This window comes from Danxiaibacter flavus (assembly GCF_041060425.1).
Taxonomy (GTDB): Bacteria; Bacteroidota; Bacteroidia; order Chitinophagales; family Chitinophagaceae; genus Danxiaibacter; species Danxiaibacter flavus.
Genome location: NZ_JAULBC010000012.1, coordinates 114,284 through 134,704, shown reverse-complemented (window position 1 = coordinate 134,704; position 20,421 = coordinate 114,284). Strand labels below are relative to the sequence as shown.

Genomic DNA, 20,421 nt, shown 5'->3' with positions numbered 1-20,421 from the left:
GTGGATCTGACCTGATTCTTGCTAAAGAATATTTATCAAATTGCCTTTACGGTCGCACCGAGCATTTCGCGCAAATGCTTTATTTTTTCTCCGAGGTGTATTTTATGTTCTGCCATAGTTGTAGAATATGAATGAACAAATATAACATTTACTGTTTTTTCATTGCAGGCAAGTTTTGTGGCTCTTTTAATTACAAAACTTTTTTAATTGGGTGATTGTATTTTTTTAGCGTTTTTTATTCAATAATCCTTGCCCTGCACCTGTGGCCGAGGTGGCGGAGCTTTGTTGGGAAGAGAGCTTCGAAAAACTAAATTGTATTTACGAGGTTAACCTTCTTAAATTTAAATCGCATGCAAGCTTTTGGACAATGAGCATACAGACAATCATCACAGACATAAGGGCTTTTCTTGTTAACACTTTTTCGACCATTGACACATGGTTTGACAAAGACATTGAAGTGCGCAATTACAGACCTGTTAGCGGAGGGTGGACAATCAATGAGATTTTAGAACACATCGGATTGACAAATCATTTTTTGCTTATTCTTATCGACAAGGGAACAAACAAGGCTCTACAAAACATTCAGAAGCTTGACCTTCAAACAGCATTACAAAACCACGTTTTTCATTGGGACAAATTAACAGAAGTTGGACTCCACAAATCTTTTACCTGGATTAGACCGGAACACATGGAACCAACAGGTAACAAGGAATTAGATGAAGTTCGCAATCAACTAAAAGAACAACTAAGCCGCTGCTTAGACAATCTTGACAGAATGATGAATGGTGAAGGCATACTTTACAAAACAACAATGACGGTAAACGATTTAGGAAAAATAGATGTTTACGAATATATTTATTTTTTAGCGCAGCATGGACAACGACACATTACTCAAATGCAAAAGAATGAACTGGAGTTCAAGTCCATGTAGACTCAAGTGTGTACCAAACAAAGGGTAGCAAGTCCAACAGACCACTCATTACAAACTATGGAAAACTTTAAACAGAGAGCCGATTTTAGAACTTTATTGAGAAGCAAACTGACAGAGTTGTTAGGGAAATATGGGTACGATCTTGCTTTTGACAACCAGAATCAAGATCAAAGTATTTCGAAGAACTGGATTTGTAGACTTATATGTCTGGGCAAGAAAAGAGTTGAAATCCACAATGACGATTGGCGAGATTATACAGAATATTTTATCGTCAAGGTAGACGACAAAGAAATTTTTATGTTGAATTTGGACAATTACAAAAGCATAGAAGTTGCATTTGAAGAAATAAAATCTAAACTTATTGACAAAGTATGAGTTGGGATTTAGTTTTATTTAATTCACGACAGATAATTAACTCAGTTGAAGAAATTGATGAAGATTTTTTAGAGCCGACAAACTTTGATGCCATGCTAGAAAATCACTTTGGCAACATAGAAAGACACGACAACCACAGACGAATTAAAGGAAATGATTTTGAAATAGAATATTTTGTTGACACAGAAAATGTAAGCAACAAAATTTTGAATTTGTATGGAGAACAAGGACTTTTTGAAATTGTTATACTTGCCCGGCAAAATGGTTGGCAAATATTCGACACGGGGCTTGCCCAAATGATTACCCTCGATAGTCCGGAGAGAAATGGCTACCAGAATTTTACTAATTATCTAAACCAAATTTTGAATAATAAGAAATAGGCAAAAACTCAGCTTGAAATAGTGTTCTTGCCTCATGAACAACAGACTGACAAAACTATTCAGTTGAAATTCCATTAGCCTTTTGTAACAACTTTCGCCAGGAATACTATTATTGTAACGATCGCAAGCCCTAAATGGCATCGATAGAGATTATCCCAATGACAGAACGACAAAAAATAGAAGATTATAATTCGCTGTTACAGAAATATATCGACAAGAAAGCTTTTGTCAAAATTTTCAGGACAGTTTGCGATCAAGAAGAAAATTTATCAGGTTTTATTTTAGGAATGTCAAAGCACTTCTTGCTCTTGCAACTTAGTTATGATTTTATGCTTGACGGATATGCAATAATTAGACTTGACGACTTTGACAGTATTCGACATTCAAGTTATGAACGAACTCAAAGAAAAATATTTAATGCTGAAGGCCTATTGTCGACGACCTATGGTTTTGACAAACCATTACCGCTAACAAACTGGATCGATATCCTGAAAACATTGAAAGGTTATGATTTCCATGTTATCGTTGAAAACATCAATAAAAACTATCTTGACTTCTGGATCGGTGAGATCAAAAATGTAACAGCCAAAAGTGTTAGCATCCATAATTACAATCCGGACGGGCAATTTGATGACAAACCAAAAAACATCAGGTTAAACACAATAAGCATCGTGAAATTTGGAGACGGATATTCAACAGTGTTTCGTAAATATCTAAAACATAAATCAAAATAAAATAGCTGACCAAAATGCAAGTTTATCTAACGCCAAATGGGAATCCAAATTGTCAAACATTTTAACTTTGAAATTGCGCACTTTGCTGTTGGTATGCCCCTCACCATTACACGGCTGCATACCAACGGCGGGCCACGTAAATGTGCAACATGAAAGCAGGAAAATTTATTTAATTCTTTAGCGGACAATGCAGAGAATATTTTGAAGTTATTTTAGTTAAACGCTGAAGGAGGAATGTACAATGCTAAACAGCTTGCACAAGACAGACAATTCATGAAAAGAACCTATATACCGTTTCTCGCTTTCCATATTTTGTTATTGTTGACCATTCCGTTTTCATTTGACTTTGCGACTTCTGTAGTTCCAGGTTGGCATACAACTATTTCCCCGCCGTATTTTATTGGGCAGCTCACCATAATAATTGTTTTGCGTCTTTCAATAATAGGCTATTGGTTACTGTCAAAGCGGGCCGATAAAACAAACTGGATTTTATTTGCAATTCACTTTGCATTGACAGCTCCTACAATGCTTTACTTGAAATTTCCACCTATTCTTTTAGACGTTCAATTGACAGACCGAAACGAGTTGATTAGAGCATTTGACTTTCGTATGAAACTAGTTCCCGTTGCATGGGCACTTTTTATAGTTGGACAAATTATATTTTGGTTTATTATATCAGAACAGTAATATCAAACGTAATGGAACATAATACTACAGGAAACGTAGTTTTTTTAGCGGTCGTTGGTGTTATGAAAAAACTTTTGCTGGCTGTATTGATCAATTTAATTGTTCTTGGACTCCACGCACAAGAGTCAGACATTGAAAATGCGCAAAAAATAAGGAAGGAAATTGATGCTTCGAAAAATTTGAAATTATTAAAGGACACTGTTCTTTTTACTGACACTGCATTTATAATAAACACTTACTTCATAGATGCAAAAAATGGTCTGAAAAAGACAATTCAAGTTACCAGAACTAAAACCGGTAGAATTACAAAATATAAATTAGACACTTTAAACAAAGAAAAGCCACTTAATTTACAACTAGCGGTCGATACTTCATATACAATCCATGCGGACTTAAAAAAGACAACTACTTATTACTTTTCCGATAAGAAGCTTTTGATGGTAACATCAATTGAATACAAAAATGACGCTGAGGTTTTAAATGGCACTTACTATTTTGGTGCGGAGAAACGCATTATTAAAGCAGATGAAAAAAAGGAAGCAGAAATTCCAACTAATATAGCGAGGTCGAAATATTTCCATGACAATGTTGCAATTTTTTTTATTAGATATCCAAAGTTACTGTGACAAAAAATATTCACCAGAATTAGGTTTTCAGCCGTCGTTGGTGCACAGAATAATAAAATTAGTCCTGAGACAGAGTTAGGGTCGGCCTTGTTGGACAGTTGCGCAGACCGCCATTGGTATGCAGCAAAGGAAAAGCGCGAAAGGGTACCAACAATATGAGTAGGGTGTAACACATTATCAATTGTACCTGTTCCATAAAATTTTACTTACAAAACCATTCGTTGTTGACTTTTAGTTGAAGTTGCATACTTTGTTGTTGGTACCCCATGCACTATTCAGCACTGCATACCAACGGCGGTCCACATAAATGTGCAACAGGAGTTGCCAATATCACACTTATACATTTAAACTTTGGTAAATGAAGGTGTTTCTCTTATCTCTACTCTTAGCTTTGACGCTGGCCATCGATTTATCTGGACAAAGTAAGATCAAATCAGACAAGCGTGGCATAGCGGCCACACAAGCTAATAAATTGACAGGAACCTGGAGATTAATCGAATTTGCTGATTTAGATTCAACAACTTCCAATTGGACATATCCATATGGCAAAAACCCAAAAGGATATTTTACATACACTAAGAATGGTATTGTTAATCTAAATATTTCTGCAGAAAACCCTATGAAGATTTCCAGGGATTCGGCCAAGAACTATAACGTTAATTTGCTGAATTGGCTAGAAAATAACTCACTGGGTTATTTTGGAACTTATTCAGTTGACTTCAACAAATCTATTGTCACACATCACGTTACAGGAGGTTCGTTACCGTGGTATATTGATACCGACCAACCGAGACCTTTTGTATTTAAAAACGATACATTAATTATTGGCGATAATAAAACATGGAAAAGAGTTTTGGTAAAGGAGGAGTAAATATGCCTGGATGCCTAGCTGGCAACAAGTGATCTGGCTATCCTGAAGTAAACCGAAAACGATAAGAAACGTTCCTACATTTATGAGTTAAGCGCGAGTAATTATCACCATCATGAAGTTTCCAAAAACAGCCGAAGACGTAGAAAGGGAAATCTTAATCTCCTCAGACAAATACAAAGAACTACGAGACCTTAGAATCAGGCAACTAATCCACATCTTACCCAAGGCTGATCCAGAATTAGTTGTGGAAGGTGTTATTCGGGTTTTTGAAAAAGGAGCTGGCGCTGATAAGTATTCCGAAGAACAAGAATTTGCAGGACGAGTTTTAGAGAGTGTCAATCCAAAATCTGAAAAAGACTTAAGAGAAGTTTTGCTAAGAGTTCTGAAAAATTGGGATAAAAGTGTTGAGCAATTGCCTTTTTGGCTGAAAAACAACTACGGGATAGAGAAATTAAAAGAGACGTTTGCAGAATTGGAACTGACCGAATTAGAAACCGACAAACTGAGGACGATAAAATGGTGGTTGCGTGAACTTTAACTTATAAATTTAACAACGGTATGGCTTGACGATCTTGAAATACCGCTATCGTCGAGCCGTGACGTCATATTCAACTTTATGGCACTTACGTTTGAGCAGTTAACCAAAGACATAGCCGACATTGACTTTGACGACATTTTATCTTGTTGGCAATGGCGATTAGCAGACATGAAAGCTGTAGCGACAGTTTCAGCTTTAGGTGACATTTTCTTGGTTGGACACGACGATGCTGTTTATTGGCTCCAAACAGACTCTGGCGACTTAACCAAAGTTGCTGAGACACTTGAAGAATATGAGCAGTTATTGGGTGATGAAGAAAACATTGACAACTGGTTTCTTCCTTTGCTTATAGAAAATTTATTAGCTAGCGGAAAAATGCTAAAAGAAAATGAAGTTTATAGTTATAAAAAACTACCCATCATCGGAGGCGAATACTCAGTTGACAATATTGAGCCGACTCACATGAGTGTTCATTTTGCTTTCAGTGGACAAATATGTGAACAGATTAAAGATTTACCAAACGGAACTAAGGTTAACATCAAATTCGAGAGAAAAAACTGAGACCAATCCAACCTGAAGATAAAACCGGGCGCATGGATCCAAACTTTAATTCTTAAATTGAACTTTATATTTTAATCGCCAACGGGTCAGCAAACGGAATACAATGTCCTTACCTGCAAGAAGCCCGAAACATTGTATGCAAGCCCATGACATTCACGCCACACATAACGATCTATCCAGAGAATAAAATTAACTCCGATTGGTTCGGAGACAATTTGCTCAGGGCAACTTTGATATTTTCAAAGAATCTTGACTATAATAAAACTCTTTCTAGAAAGCGAGTTAACATTTATTTGAGTGACGAAGAACGAGCCCATACCGACGGGAGCATCAAATCCATCTGGATTAAGAATGCTGTAGATATTTCTTTACAACTAGGCGATATCGATAAAATAAAAATTGCATTAAAAATCATATACGATGCATTAATGACCATCGCTGAAATAGAAGGATGGGATACTACAGGATTTGAAAAAGCTTATAGGCTTTCAATTGCTGACAACGGCAATTTTGTTTGGCATTCGAAAATCAAAACGAATAAAAATCGGAGTTTACAAGCACGCATCAGCATTTCGTTTGATAAAGATGGTAGAGTGCCAATAATCGCTGAGTTCTTCAACAGCAAATCTACCCCACAATTTGAGATTCCGATTATTGACACATTTCTGCATTTTGTAGACTGGGCACGAGTCTTCGATAAGCCAACGTGGCTCGATAATGAAAAATTCGGCTTTGATCTCTTCAGTTCCCAACTATTAATATTTGCAAACGCTGCTTCAAAATATTCAGAGACAATTATCACAGAAAAAAGATGGCCCCGAGAGCAAATTGAAGGAGAATTGAGGCGTCTTACATTTAGACGCTTTGCAGATGAAAAGGAGTTTATAGAATGGGCAAACAAATAGCTTGTAGACTAAGCCGACCATTATGTCGACGAGCGGAAGGGACATCGTTAGCAGAATATCTTTCAACTGCAATCCGAGTACACAAAACATTGGCCAGTCATTGTACTAATCCTCAACTTTATTACCTATATTCATAACCGGTCCGGGTAAGAAACACTTAGACCAAACTGAAAACGGTTGCTTATTCAGAATAGCAGAACTACAACTGCACCGCCATTCTTTTAAAAAATCAAAACTACCTGTATGTCAACACGCCGACACTTTGTTAAGCAAGCTTTATTAAGTACAAGCGCCCTGCTCATTAAGCCCAGCTTATTTGCCGCAGTCAAAGACATGGGATTAAAAATATCGCTGGCAGAATGGTCGTTGCATCGCGCACTCCAGGCGGGAAAACTGGATCATCTTGACTTTCCGGCCAAAGCCAGGAATGATTTTGGTGTTGAAGCAGTGGAGTATGTGAATGGTTTTTTTGGCGGAAAGAAAATGAACTTTAAAGAAGCCGGGAAAAACCAACCATACTTAAATGAACTATTGAAGCGCAGTAAAGATGCGGGTGTACTCAATCATCTCATTATGGTTGATGAAGAAGGGCCGCTTGCTTTGCCAAACGATAAAGAAAGATTGCAGGCAGTAGACAACCACAAAAAATGGATAGAGGCAGCATCATTTTTAGGTTGTTGGACCGTACGTGTAAACCTGCATGGAGACGGAGATTCCGAAGCAAAGAAGACTGCATCGATAGATTCTCTTTCCAGGCTTGGAGAATTTGCCCGGCCGATGAATATAAATGTGGTTGTGGAAAACCATGGAAGTGATTCATCAAAAGGTTTTTGGATGGCAGACGTGATAAAGCAAGTGGGTAAAGCCAATGTGGGTACGCTGCCTGACTTCGGTAATTTCTGCATCTCGCATCCCTGGGGCACTACGCAGGATGGTTGTAAAGACGAATACGACCGGTATAAAGGAGTGGCAGAAATGTTGCCCTTTGCAAAAGGTGTAAGTGCAAAGACCTATGATTTTGACAGCAATGGTGAACAACCGCTGATGGACTACAAAAGACTAATGGACCTTGTAAAAAAATCATCATTTAAAGGCTACATAGGAATTGAGTTCGAAGGCAACAAAGGCGATGAGGAAGATGGGATACGTAAAACAAAAGCATTGATTGAAAGATATCTCTAAGGTTATCCGGGATGCAACAATGCGACTTACAGTTATTCTCTGTGACGCTCTGTGCCGACTCTGTGATCTCTGTGTAACTTTCTTTTGTTACACAGAGGTAAAGCCGGAGAAGAAATAGAGATCCACAGAGCCTTTGCTTGCTTAAAGCGGTCTCCTACCTAAAACATTCATTTGTAACAAATTCGGACGTTATTATAACAAAAACGTGCATTTCGTTATTTACAAATTACATTAATTTATTGATAATCAATACGTAACAAAGGTGGCATTCTTATGGTGGTGTGAAATGCAAATCCAGCTTGGCCATGTTAAAAAACTATTTTAAAACAGCCTTCAGAAGTTTGACGCGTAACAGGAATTACACCATTATCAACATCGCCGGACTGGCTGTTGGTATTGCTGTTTGTATGATGATCTTTATCATCATACAATTTCAGACGAGCTTCGACAATTTTCACGCAAAGCAAGACCGCATCCATCGCGTGTTAACCGAATACCATCATGCAGATGCAGCAACCATTTCTTATGGAAAAGAAGTTCCTTTTCCATTGCCTGAAGCTTTAAAAACGGCTTTTCCCCAATTAGAACAAGTGGCTCCGGTTTATGCGAGCCACAATGATCAGTTACAGGTGCTTGATGATAATGGATCTCCGCTAAAGAATTTTAAAGAACAGAGCGGCGTGTTTTATACCGGGCCTTCATTCTTCAACATATTTGATTTTCCACTGCTGGCAGGTTCATATGCCTCATTAAAAGATCCGAACAATGTACTGCTTACAAAAGAGATTGCAGAAACGTATTTCGGCGACTGGAAAACTGCAGTGGGCAAAAGCATCAAATTAACAGGATCATATCGCGTAGGCGCGGGATTGTTTCAGTCTCCACCGGTGCTGCTCAAAGTTTCGGGCGTTCTGGCAACCATACCGGCAAATACGGACTTTCCGCTAAAGCTTGTAGTTGCTTACGGAACAGACTTTACCGGGGATAAACAATATGGATATGCAAATCCGGACTGGAACGGAACAGCACCTGATTTTGGTTGCTATGTGCTGTTGCCGCAAAATATTTCTGCTGACAACTTTAATCAGCAGCTAAGTGCATTCGCCCGGCAGGTAAAATCCCCCGATCACAAGGATAGTTATATTGTACAGCCATTAAGTGCGGTGCATTATGACACACAAACAGGCAATTACAGCAACAAAACCATCAGTCATCAACTGCTGAATGTATTGTGGCTGATCGCTGCATTCATTTTGCTAATTGCCTGCGTAAACTTTATCAATCTTTCCACTGCACAAGCGGTTAATCGAGCAAAAGAGGTAGGGGTAAGAAAGGTTTTAGGCAGCAATAAATCTCAATTGCAAATCCAGTTCCTCACCGAAACATTGTTGATCGTTACCAGTGCGGTAATACTTGCTGCGGTCATTACAATTCTTGCATTGCCTTCTGTAAACCAGCTATTGGAACTGTCGCTGTCGTTCAACTTATTTAACAATCCTGCAATCATTCTATTTCTTTTGGCTGTAACAATCGTTGTAACCGCCCTTGCAGGTTTTTATCCTTCTATCGTATTGTCGCGCTTTAATCCCGTTAATGCTTTAAAGAGTAAGCTCACAGCCAATACTGTAAAGGGCATTTCATTGAGAAGAGGATTGGTGGTGTTTCAATTCATTATTGCACAGGCTTTGATCATCGGAACACTCATCATTGTAAAGCAAATGGATTATTTTATGAATCAGCCCCTGGGCTTTGATAAAGATGCCATTGTAAATATTCCTTTTCGTCCGGATAGTACAGGCGGCAAGCTTACGGATTATTTAAGGCAACAGTTATCGTCAGTAAATGGGGTGCAGGCAGTGAGCTTTAGTTCCAACACGCCGGTTGAAAATGATAATGATGTGTGGACCACATTTAAATTTGACCATGCAATAAAAGAAACAGATTTTAAGGCTATTGTCAAATTCGCCGACGACCAATATGTGCCGGCTTATAAACTACAAGTGGTAGCAGGAAGAAATTTGCAACCGTCCGGCATGACGAGAGAATTTTTGGTGAATGAATCGTTCGCAAAAAGTTTAGGATTTAAGAAACCGGAAGACATATTGAACAAAGAGGTAAGCATGCTGAGCGATCTGATAAAATGCCCTGTGGTTGGCGTTGTGAAAGATTTCAATGACCGATCTTTCCACGAAAGTCTTGCACCATTGCTTGTCACCACAAACAGCACTATGTATCGCCAGGCTGGAATAAAACTTGCGACCACAAACATTACGTCTACACTGCAATCAGTTAAAAAAATATGGGAGCAAACATTCCCCGACTATGTTTATGAATACAAGTTCCTGGATGATAAAATCGCAAGTTTTTATAAACAAGAAGATCAGTTAGCGCAGTTGTATAAGATTTTTGCAGCAATCGCCATATTTCTTAGCTGTCTTGGCCTGTACGGTTTAGCCTCATTTATGGCTGTGCAAAGGATAAAAGAGGTTGGTATTCGTAAAGTACTTGGCGCAACTGCGGGCAATATTGTCTATTTGTTCTCAAAAGAATTCATCGTGCTTATTACCATCGCCTTTGCCATTGCCACGCCCATTGCATGGTATTACATGCACCAATGGTTACAAGATTATGCTTATCGCATCAATATAAGTTGGTGGATCTTTGCAGCGGGCGGACTAGCGGCGATAATTATTGCACTTGCAACGATAAGTTTCCAGGCAATAAAAGCGGCAATTGCAAATCCGGTGAAGAGTTTGAGGACGGAGTAGGGAGGGGACTTCTTCTTTAACAGAAAAAATTACCAGCAACAAACATAACTTCTCTAAATGAGCTGGGCACTAAAAAACGCCTGAGAAGTACTGCTTTTGCCAACAGCTCGAACGCAATCGCTTAGTACCAGCAAAAGTTCTTAATTTCGTCATTAAAATAAAGCCCGGCTAGTGCCGGGCTCACAATTATAAACCCTACCTGCAGTAATACCTGAACGTCGGTAGCAACACATGACAGCATGAAATTCTTAATTACTTACATTTTTTTAACCCTGTATTTGTTAACGACTGGACACACTCAAACTATTTCAACAAAGTCCTTAATTGACTCAACCCTGGCGAAAAAAATTACTGTGTCGGGCTTTTGTCTTTGTCAGACGACTTTAACAGAGCTTAAAAATCTTGACAGTGAACTTCAGGAAGTAGATGTTGAAGAAATGGATTTATGTAAAGAGGGTTTTGTGCAAGATGCAAGATTTGTAAATAGAAAAGGCTTTTCTTCAAAAAAATACCCTGGGCTTATTTTTCAAAAGAACAATAACAATGATTTCATTGGCAAAATAAGATTGACAAAAGATTTTGTGGGTTTATTGCCAGACGGGACACCAATAGACATGAAAACACTAACAGCAAAGGGCGTTTTGAAAATCTATCCTAAGTTCGACACATGGAAATCAAGAGGTTGTTCAGACTATTGGAATTTAAGCAACGATACACTTTCCTTCTTTGTAAAAATTGACAAAAGCAAAAAGCCTCAATACCCTGTTGATGAAGCATACTATTCAGAAAAGCCAATAGAAGGTATTGACCTTGTTGTTTCGTGTTATAGCATCATTGAAAAAGTAAATAATAAATACAAGCAATTATTTGACGATCCAGTATTTTATGTTGACAGTATAAATGTGACGAGGGTTGAGTTACAACAATATCAACCCACCGAAATTGCCGTTGTTACAGTTTATAAAGACACAAATGCAATCAAACTCATTGGAGAACAAGGCAAGTATGGTGCGGTATATGTTGAGACAAAGAAGTTTGCAAGAAGTAAATATTGGAACTACTTTAAAAGCAAGTCTCCAGATTATCTAAAAAATGTACCAACTGCTGAAAGCGACAGTTCAGTTGTTTATATTCTAAATGGCAACGTTAAGGCAGAAAATTTCGAAGGAGAACTTTCAAAAATTAACGATACAAATTTTATTGAACTTTCCGTTATTGACAAACAAACTTTGAGCAAGCAATATGGTGTAAAAGACAAAGATTTGGGAATTATAATTAAAGTCAAACATACAAATCAAATCCCAAAAAAGTGACAGGAAGTTACGGCAATCAATATTGCATTAATATCATGGTGAGGCGCTTTACGTTTTCTGCTCCGCTAAATCTCTTGGCTTCGTGGCCTTACTCTATCGCCTCTGGCGATGTATACTTTGCAAAGTAATCCCCAAAGGCAATAGAACTAAGCCGCTGAACTTACATAGTCCGTAGGGAAATGAAAATTTTCAAACCCCAATTATATTTTGCAACAATGGCGTTTTTGAAATCGGATTAACTTTGAACAATTCGCAATCAAACGATTCATTTAAAACAACAAGCATTGCCGAGGCCGTTGACAAAACAATAGCACTTTTGCCAACAGATTTTGAAGAAACAAGAAATCCATTAAGGTAAACAGAGCAAAACTACCCCGATTATTTGTTTTCGCCCTTACGGCTTATCGGCCTTTTGCACCTTATTCATAGAGCGTTGCCCCATGCTAGTGCTTCGACGCCTTCAGCGTTGGTTGATAACACAATCAGGTTCATTTTGAAACGAAGTTCTTATATGCTCTTCCCTGGTTTAATTTTTTTAGTTGATGCCTCGATGCATAAAAACACCATCATCTCTGGAGTTGAAAAAAAAATAGTCCCACAGTCAATTCTTACATTTCCTTATATGCCTTCCATGTAACTAGATTTTCTGTTGTTGAAAATCAACACTTTAACAAAGTTGCTATAAGCCGAAACATGGGCGGCGCCGATCTCTAACTTATATGGTTTACAACAGAAAACATCATCATGACGATTAGCATCACATGCTAGTTTAATTCTTCTGTAGCGGCGTACTTCATTAATAATTCCGCTTAATCGCTTTTCTCGCGTGAGTGCTCCCGCAAAACCACTTGTAACAATTAATTTCCACCTGATCGTATCAGGGTTCATAAGATCATTTCCGATTAAGAACTGTTTATTATACACCCTGCAAATCTATATTATCACTTTCCCTCATTTCCACCTTTTTACCCATCTTTTTTTGAATAATGCCGAAGTGATGCTGATCCTCGGGGCAAACCAGGGTTATCGCTTTACCCGGCGCTTCAGCTCTGCCGGTTCTGCCTATTCTATGCACATAATCTTTTGGTGATCGCGGTAATTCGTAGTTAATAACCACAGGCAATTCCTGGATGTCAATACCGCGGGAAGCCAGGTCAGAAGCAACCAGCACACGCAATTTTCCCGCTTTAAAACGTTGCAAAGTTTCCAGCCGCGCAGTCTGACTCAAGTGGCCGTGTAGTGATGCTGCATGTATGTTATTTTTCAGCAGCTTACCCACCAGGTTATCTGCAACTCTTATAGCAGAAGTAAATACCAATACCTGCGTCATATTTTCATGCCTGATCAAATACCGTAATAATGGCCCTTTGCGCTCGGGCGTAACGTTATAGGCAACTTGTTCTATTAAATCAATATTGTGTTCAGCCTCAACAATCTCAATAGTTAAAGGGTTGTTCAGCAGATTTGCCTGAATGTCATTTATATTGTTACTTAATGTGGCCGAGAATAAGATATTCTGACGTTTTGCGGGCAGCAGTGCTAATATTTTTGTAATCTCTTCCTCAAAACCCAGGTCAAGCATTTTATCTGCTTCATCTAATACCAGCACCTCCACATCAGCAAGATGAATGGCTTTGTTGTCAATTAAGTCAAGCAATCTGCCCGGCGTGGCGATTAATACGTCCGTATTATGCAGGTTAATCATTTGGGGGTTGATAGATACACCACCATAAACAGCCATCGTTTTTATACGTTCCGGCAAATGTTTGCAAAATGCTTTAAAAACGTCAGACACCTGCACAGCCAACTCTCTTGTAGGCACAATTACCAGTGCGCGCACATGCCTGTCTCTTTTATTTTTCGATTTTTGAAACAACTCTAATATGGGCAGGGCATAGCTGGCTGTTTTTCCCGAACCGGTTTTAGAAATTCCCAGGATATCTCTGCCTTGTAATATGGCTGGAATTGCTTTTTCCTGGATAGGATAAGGTTTAGCGTAATTTTGATCGCCAATGGCTTTTATTAAAGGAGCAGATAAACCAAGCGCGGAAAACGTCATTTTTTTCTTGCAAAGCTATAACTAATTTGAAAACAGGCGGGTTTATATTACACAGGCAATAAGTCATATTTAGATGAAAAGTCACTGAAAAAAGTGCATAGTCTGCAAGCCTGGTAACAATTCTGTTAGACCACATTTTAAATCACGTTGCAATCCTTCTAAAATGAAAGCAATAACTACAGATATCGAAATTCGTCAGCAAATGAACGTTTTTGTTGAGGCGTTTTCCACCAAAGACGTAAAACTAATGATGTCGCTTTTTACTTCCGACATGGTATCCTTCGACATTATACCTCCGTTACAATATGTAGGAAGTGATGCATATACAAAGGTTTGGGAAGACACTTTTGCATTATTTCAAGATCCGATTGATATTGAAATACGTGACCTTAAAATAACTTCTGATGAGCACCTAGCCTTCAGCCATTGTTTTCTGCGATTAAATGCAACGATGAAAAGCGGACATAAAATTGATTATTGGGAACGCCTGACCTGTTGTTTTAAGAAGATTGGCAAGGAATGGTTAATTGCACATGAGCATGTGTCATTACCCGTTGATTTAAAGAATGGAAGAGCTGTGATGGATTTAAAACCTGAAAGTTGAAAAAACTAAATTGCTTCCAATATAAGGGTTGATAAAAACTATGGACGAAAAGCAACAATACCTTTTGATGGTTATTCTGTTTTTGTTTCGCAGCCTTACGCAGGCGCGAACTGTTTGCTTGCGCCCTTACAGGGCTTATTTGCGCATTGCACCTTATTCATGGGGCGTTGCCCCATGCTAATGCTTCGAGGCCTTCAGCCTCGGTTGAAAGGTGGCTCTCTCGCAATTTCAAAAGGCTCTGGATAGGTAAATTCTTATATGCCCTTTCATACGCTACGCGCCTTCCCTCCAGTGTGTTTTGACGCATTAGGGTCGGTTAAAACGCAATTAGTTCTTAATTAAAAGAAAAACAGGTCGAATAAATAAACCCTTACATGCTCTTATATGCCTTACATGGTTCAAAAAAATCAAGGCCGAAGGCCTTAGCATGGGGCAACACCCTATGAAAATGAATTAGATATGTTTATTAATCCATGTAGGAGCAAAAGCCATTACCAATCAATAAAAAAATCCCGCAATAAATAACTGCGGGATTTTCTTTTGTAACACTCTATGTTGTTTACCAACCCGGATTCTGCTTCAACTTCGGGTTTAACTGAATTTCATTTGTAGGCATTGGTGCCAGGTAATCGCGGTTTACATTAAACTGGTAACCGTTGGCCATTGGTGAAAGATTCTTATACAACACAATATAGCCATTGGCGTCTACCGGGTAAGAGACGAGCAAATTGTCAGGCACCGTAGCTGTCCACTGTGCTTTCTTTGCGCCTTGCGGTTGCCAGCCTTTGATCAGTTTGCCCGCTGCGGCCCAACGGAAAACATCATCATGACGGTAACCCTCACAAGCCAACTCAACTCTTCTCTCACGACGGACCTCATTAATAATTCCGCTTAACTCCGGAAACTCCCATTTAGGATCAGGTGTAATGGATGAAATGATGAGTGAAGGCATGCCAACCCTTGCGCGTAACAGGTTGATCGTTTTGTCAACATCGGCTTGCGTAATCGTGCCTAACTCCGCTTTCGCTTCGGCCAGGATCAACAAGGCTTCCGCATAGCGGTATAAGATGCAACCTGTAGTTCCCTGGTCGCCGGCATATTGCTGATAATAATCAGGGTTATGGCCCTTATACACCTGGTAGCCTGTGGCTGGTTTCCCCTCATTGGCCTGATCAAACGCAGGAACAGTAAACACTTTGTTTGGCTGGCCGCTGGGCTGATTACTGGTAATAACATGATTGCTATCATTTACATAGATCGTTTGCACCAACCGCGGATCACGATTGATAACAACAGATCTTAGTGAATCATCACCTTTATACAACTGACTAACGGAGATAGGCTTGCCGTCGGTACACAGGTACGCGTCCACCAGGTTTTTGGTCAATCCTCGTCCTGCTCCTGAATTGGTATATCGGTGCCAGTTATGTGTAATGCCGAGTGACTTATCAAACTTTCTCCACAACATTACCTCTCCGCTTCCACTATAGTCTGTCCGGTTGAACAATTGCCAGTAACCGGTGCTGGTTCCACTTGCCATGTTATCCAGGGTGTAGACATTTAAATTGATCAACGCGTCTGCAACTGATGCCGCCTTGTTTAAATACATGCTGCCATCAGATCCTTTCACACCAAAGTCAGTACCTGCATGGTATTTCTCCCATGTTCCCTCATATAAAGCTATTCGCGCCTGTAGTAACATGGCGATTTCCTTGTTAATGCGCGAAGGTTCCTGTTTGGTTTTTGAAGGAAGGAAAGCAATGGCATTGTCGAGATCCTGTAACATTGAATCCACTATTATATTCCTTGGTAAGCGTTCATTATACAGATCCGATGAATTGGGATCAAGTTCCTTGCTTATCCAGGGGAGATCGCCGAAATATCTGAGCATGGAGAAGTAGATGTACGCGCGAAAAAACAAGGCTTCTCCCACATAGGGATTTATATTTTCCTGCGGTGCATTAACCTTGTTGTAGTTGTCAAAAAAATGGTTGATGTTCCGTAACGCATCCCAATTCCAGCCCGCCGAACTTGCAGACGCCGGTAGTGTAGTTTCTCCGTTAAGCACTTTGTTATAACTCATGGTGATCATATTGTCACTACCCTGGTCCGCATCCAACCCATAAATACCAATGGTACCATAGCCGCCAAAATAAGGCAGATAATTATTGTAAAAGTTGTTGCAGTACAACTTCAGGTCATTCGTGCTTTTCCAGTAATCATCATCGCGGATATTTGTTTGTGGAATTTGCTCAAGCACATCTTTTTTGCAGGAAGTGATGCTGGCTGCTATCGCCACAATCGTGAATATGTTAAGTAATCGCATATAACAGATTTTATAGATAATAATGATCATTGATTAAAAAGTGACATTCAATCCAAGCGAGAAGGTTCTTTGCAATGGATAGATCTTACCATCACCTATAAACACTTCCGGGTCCATTGATTTAACTTTCATCTTTGTTGTTGTCAGTAAATTTTCCACGCTTGCATAAACGCGGATCCGTTGTAGTTTGATCGTGCGCATTACATCCTGCGGCAACGTGTACCCGATTTGCAGATTCTTAATGCGGAGATAAGCGACATCCTGCAGATAACGGCTTTGTACCCGCTGATTCTTTGCATTATCACTATTCATATAGTATTTGGGATAATAGCCGTTTGGATTGGTTGGCGACCAGCGATCGCGCATTTCTGTAAAATAGGAGCTTTGCCATTCATCGCCGGTAATGCCGAAGAAATAATTAGAACCCATCCATGTTTCGCGTTTGCCAACGCCCTGGATAAAAACATTAATATCAAAGTTCTTCCAGTTTGCGGCAAGCGTAAAGCTGTAGGAATAACGCGGCGTGCTGTTGCCAATTACACTCAGATCTCCCGAACTGTCAACGGTATTCTTGCCGATATCAATCTTTCCATCGCCGTTAATATCTTTATACCTTACATCGCCCGGCATCCACAATTTATTAATGTAATCCTGTTTGGGTGCTTTGGCTATTTCTTCTGCAGATTGGAAAAGTCCCATTGAAGTATAACCCCAGATCTCACCCAGATTCATTCCTTTGTACCATGTAGAGGAAAGAATGCCCGTAGGATTAGGATATTCAGTAACCTTTCCACGATAATCACTCAGCAGCGCTTTTATTGAATAGCTGAAATCTTTGGATACCTGGTCTGCCCAGCTAAGTGACAACTCAAAACCGCGTGTTTCAATAGCTGAATTATTTACGGCAGGCGGATTGGTTCCCAGCACGGCAGGTGTGGCTTTAGCCGGGCCGGCATAGTCTTTCGATTTTCTTACGTACCAGTCAAACGAAGCGGTTAAACGATTCTTCAAAAAAGCCGCATCCAAACCAATATTCATTGTGCTGGTGGTAACCCATGTCAGATCCTGGTTAACCAGTGGAGGTGCATAAACGGAAGCCTGCTGGCTACTTCCAAATAACCAGTTGGTAGATGTCGGCCTGTTTGTAACCAGGTAGGGATAGAAAGGATAGTAATTGTATTCGCCAATAAAGATCTGATCGCCCAGTGCACCGTAAGAGGCTCTGAGTTTAAGATTGTTTACGGCGTCCTTAAGCGGACTCCAGAAATCTTCTTTAGAGATCTGCCATCCGGCAGATACGCCAGGATAGAAACTCCAGCGATGATTATCCAGGAAGCGTGAAGAACCATCGTACCTTCCGTTGAATTCAACCAGATACCTGTCTTTAAAACTATAGTTGAGCCTTCCAAAATATCCCCTGGTACCCAAACGCCTGATGCCATCAGCCACTGTAGGCGATGTGCCATAAGTAAGGTTGAGCGCCGGTATGTCATTGGAATATAAATAAGTATTGCTTGCTCCGTAATACAGGTAATCTGTGTATTCATTTACAAATCCGGCCAACACTTTAAACGAATGATCATCCAATCGTTTTTCGTAAGAGGTGAAGATGTTTACAATCTGCTTCTCGGTGCTATTTCGCCCACGTGAAAAAGCATTTGGAAATGTTTGTCCCAAAGGGGCTGTAGTACCATCCGGCAACATCATATTTATCGTTTTTACATGCGCAGAAGTTTGCAGGTACTCGCCATTAAAAGTGTAATTGGCCGTTATCTCCCATCCTTTTAGCGGACGAAGGACTATTTCTCCTGTAAGTGATAGTTTATCGGTTTGTTCAATATAACGTCCTCCCTGTTCCTGTAAGGGGATATCGCTATATTCAGAGTAATAACCATCCGGATTGAAGAGTGGTACAGTAGGCGCCTTCCTGCCGATCTGGTGAAGATAATTGCCACCCGTTCTGCCTGCGTATGTATTGGGTGTATTGTAAATGCTGCGGCTGTAAGAGCTTCTTAAACCGACGGTCATCCACTTCTTCAAATCGGAAGTCAGATTGGCGCGCACGTTGTAAAGTTTGTAATCATCATTGCCGTAACGGTACAACCCTGCTTTGTCATTGAAACCCAGGCCGAGGTAGTAAGTTGTATTTTCTGACCCACCGGATACACCAAGCCGGTGCTGCTGGTTAAAAGCCCAATCTTTAAAGTAGATCTTAAACCAGTCGTTGTTGGCATTGGCTTTGTTCCAGCTGTACCATGCATTGTTGTTTGGGTCCTTGATTGTTTCGGTGGTTATTTTTCCCGACAGGTAATCTTTAATGCGCTGCATGGTTTCATCGTCAAACCAGGGTGAGCGGCCCGCATTTACAAATGCTTCATTGAAGCATTCTGCATACTCAAGTGAGCTGCCCATGTGCGGGAGGTTCAGCGGTTGAGAAAAAGAAAAATTATCATTGTAAGTAATAACCGGCTGACGGTTCTTTTTTCCTCTTTTTGTGTTGATGAGGATAACGCCATAAGGCGCGCTTGAACCATAGATTGCAGAAGCCGCTGCGTCTTTTAAAACGGAAATACTTTCGATATCATCCGGGTTAATAGAATTAATATCTCCGCCCTGTATGCCATCCACTACTACCAGTGGCCCGGCGGCAGTACCGAGGCCGGTATACCCCCTGATATTGATTCCCTGCATGGCATTTGGCGCACCTCCTGCAGAACCTACACTGATGTTCAGATTGGCGACCATGCCCTGAAGTGCCTGCGCCACATTTACCACGGGCCTGTTCTCCAGCGCAGCGCCATCCACGTGCGCAATGGCCGCTGTAAGATCTGTTTTCTTTTGTTTGCCATAGCCCACTACCACAACTTCTTCCAGCTCCTTGTGTTCGTTAAGAAGTGTGAGTTGCAGTGACTTTGTGGACGTTGTAACCTGCACAGTTTGATCGGCAAATCCAACTGCGGAAATAAGCAGTTGCTGACCAGGTTGTACGTTCAATTCAAAGAAGCCATTTTCGTCTGTTGCAGTTCCACGTTGCGTTCCTTTGATGGTAATGCTGACCCCGGCAACTGCTTTTCCTGCGGAGTCGGTTACTGTTCCTGTTAGCTTATGCTCTTGTGAAAAGGCTTTGCTGATCGTTAGACTTAGTGTTATCAGAACAATGAAGGATTTAATTATAACACTTCGTATACAGAATGACGGGAACCATTTGTATTTTTTGTTCATACATTTAGGTGATTTTGCATTAAATAAATTGTTTAGGCAAATCTGCTTTCCGGTACTAGAAGGCGGAAAGCGAATCAGGCGGCGGTGCGGGAACACCGCTGTCTTTTTTTGGGTGTGTTGAGTTTATGTCATGGGCATTCATTTTAGGGTTACAAAATAGGTGTCGGTGGTTTGTATGATTAAGAGAAATGATCTTCACGCTCACCCGGCACAACTTACTTTCGCAAGCTCTCACACACATTGGGCAAAGAGCGTCTAAGGGTTCGGGAAGCCAGGTGTGATATCCGTTTGCTATGTGATTGTATTTTTTTCATATGACAGTTACATGTTTGGTTAAGG

At 40.1% G+C, this 20,421-nt stretch carries 17 protein-coding genes; 14 read left to right on the top strand and 3 right to left on the bottom strand.

The window, feature by feature from the left end:
- Positions 1-367: 367 nt before the first annotated feature.
- The 13 genes from QTN47_RS26495 (at position 368) to QTN47_RS26435 (ending at position 11,871) form a co-directional block, all read left to right on the top strand.
- Positions 368-931 (top strand): DinB family protein, encoded by a 564-nt coding sequence (locus QTN47_RS26495; RefSeq protein WP_369332478.1) that lies wholly within the window; start codon positions 368-370, stop codon positions 929-931.
- Positions 932-988: 57 nt separating this feature from the next.
- Positions 989-1,306, top strand: a complete 318-nt coding sequence (locus tag QTN47_RS26490) for a hypothetical protein (RefSeq protein WP_369332477.1) — start codon at positions 989-991, stop codon at positions 1,304-1,306.
- Positions 1,303-1,686 carry a hypothetical protein gene (locus tag QTN47_RS26485; protein WP_369332476.1) on the top strand — a complete coding sequence of 128 codons (384 nt, stop codon included), beginning with the start codon at positions 1,303-1,305 and terminating at the stop codon, positions 1,684-1,686. Before QTN47_RS26490 ends, QTN47_RS26485 begins: the two co-directional genes overlap by 4 nt.
- Before the next feature lie 287 nt (positions 1,687-1,973).
- Positions 1,974-2,420: a hypothetical protein gene (locus QTN47_RS26480; RefSeq protein ID WP_369332475.1), complete on the top strand. Its 447-nt coding sequence runs from the start codon at positions 1,974-1,976 to the stop codon at positions 2,418-2,420.
- A gap of 273 nt (positions 2,421-2,693) precedes the next feature.
- A complete protein-coding gene (locus QTN47_RS26475; RefSeq protein ID WP_369332474.1) occupies positions 2,694-3,107 on the top strand; it encodes a hypothetical protein in 414 nt (137 codons plus the stop codon).
- An 11-nt stretch (positions 3,108-3,118) separates the two neighbouring features.
- Positions 3,119-3,733: a hypothetical protein gene (locus QTN47_RS26470; RefSeq protein ID WP_369332473.1), complete on the top strand. Its 615-nt coding sequence runs from the start codon at positions 3,119-3,121 to the stop codon at positions 3,731-3,733.
- Between the two features lie 358 nt (positions 3,734-4,091).
- On the top strand, positions 4,092-4,604 hold the full coding sequence (locus QTN47_RS26465) for a lipocalin-like domain-containing protein (RefSeq protein ID WP_369332472.1): 513 nt from the start codon (positions 4,092-4,094) through the stop codon (positions 4,602-4,604).
- Between the two features lie 112 nt (positions 4,605-4,716).
- Positions 4,717-5,142, top strand: a complete 426-nt coding sequence (locus QTN47_RS26460) for a hypothetical protein (RefSeq protein ID WP_369332471.1) — start codon at positions 4,717-4,719, stop codon at positions 5,140-5,142.
- A 78-nt stretch (positions 5,143-5,220) separates the two neighbouring features.
- On the top strand, positions 5,221-5,703 hold the full coding sequence (locus tag QTN47_RS26455; protein WP_369332470.1) for a T6SS immunity protein Tdi1 domain-containing protein: 483 nt from the start codon (positions 5,221-5,223) through the stop codon (positions 5,701-5,703).
- A gap of 293 nt (positions 5,704-5,996) precedes the next feature.
- Positions 5,997-6,608: a hypothetical protein gene (locus QTN47_RS26450; protein ID WP_369332469.1), complete on the top strand. Its 612-nt coding sequence runs from the start codon at positions 5,997-5,999 to the stop codon at positions 6,606-6,608.
- Positions 6,609-6,851: 243 nt separating this feature from the next.
- On the top strand, positions 6,852-7,790 hold the full coding sequence (locus QTN47_RS26445) for a sugar phosphate isomerase/epimerase family protein (protein ID WP_369332468.1): 939 nt from the start codon (positions 6,852-6,854) through the stop codon (positions 7,788-7,790).
- Positions 7,791-8,095: 305 nt separating this feature from the next.
- Positions 8,096-10,558, top strand: coding sequence for an ABC transporter permease (locus QTN47_RS26440; protein WP_369332467.1), 2,463 nt, complete (start codon positions 8,096-8,098; stop codon positions 10,556-10,558).
- A 239-nt stretch (positions 10,559-10,797) separates the two neighbouring features.
- A complete protein-coding gene (locus QTN47_RS26435; protein ID WP_369332466.1) occupies positions 10,798-11,871 on the top strand; it encodes a hypothetical protein in 1,074 nt (357 codons plus the stop codon).
- Positions 11,872-12,787: 916 nt separating this feature from the next.
- On the opposite strand, the gene QTN47_RS26430 is transcribed toward QTN47_RS26435, so the two are convergent.
- Positions 12,788-13,930, bottom strand: coding sequence for a DEAD/DEAH box helicase (locus QTN47_RS26430; RefSeq protein ID WP_369332465.1), 1,143 nt, complete (start codon positions 13,928-13,930; stop codon positions 12,788-12,790).
- A gap of 163 nt (positions 13,931-14,093) precedes the next feature.
- On the opposite strand from QTN47_RS26430, the gene QTN47_RS26425 reads away from it, so the two are divergent.
- The gene (locus QTN47_RS26425; RefSeq protein ID WP_369332464.1) at positions 14,094-14,534 is read left to right on the top strand and encodes a YybH family protein; all 441 of its coding nucleotides are present in this window, start codon (positions 14,094-14,096) and stop codon (positions 14,532-14,534) included.
- A gap of 559 nt (positions 14,535-15,093) precedes the next feature.
- Here the strand turns inward: QTN47_RS26425 and QTN47_RS26420 are convergent.
- Both QTN47_RS26420 and QTN47_RS26415 read right to left on the bottom strand, forming a co-directional pair.
- Entirely contained in the window at positions 15,094-16,860 is a 1,767-nt protein-coding gene (locus tag QTN47_RS26420; protein WP_369332463.1) for a RagB/SusD family nutrient uptake outer membrane protein, read from the bottom strand.
- 33 nt (positions 16,861-16,893) lie between these two features.
- On the bottom strand, positions 16,894-20,082 hold the full coding sequence (locus QTN47_RS26415) for a SusC/RagA family TonB-linked outer membrane protein (RefSeq protein ID WP_369332462.1): 3,189 nt from the start codon (positions 20,080-20,082) through the stop codon (positions 16,894-16,896).
- Positions 20,083-20,421 lie beyond the last annotated feature (339 nt).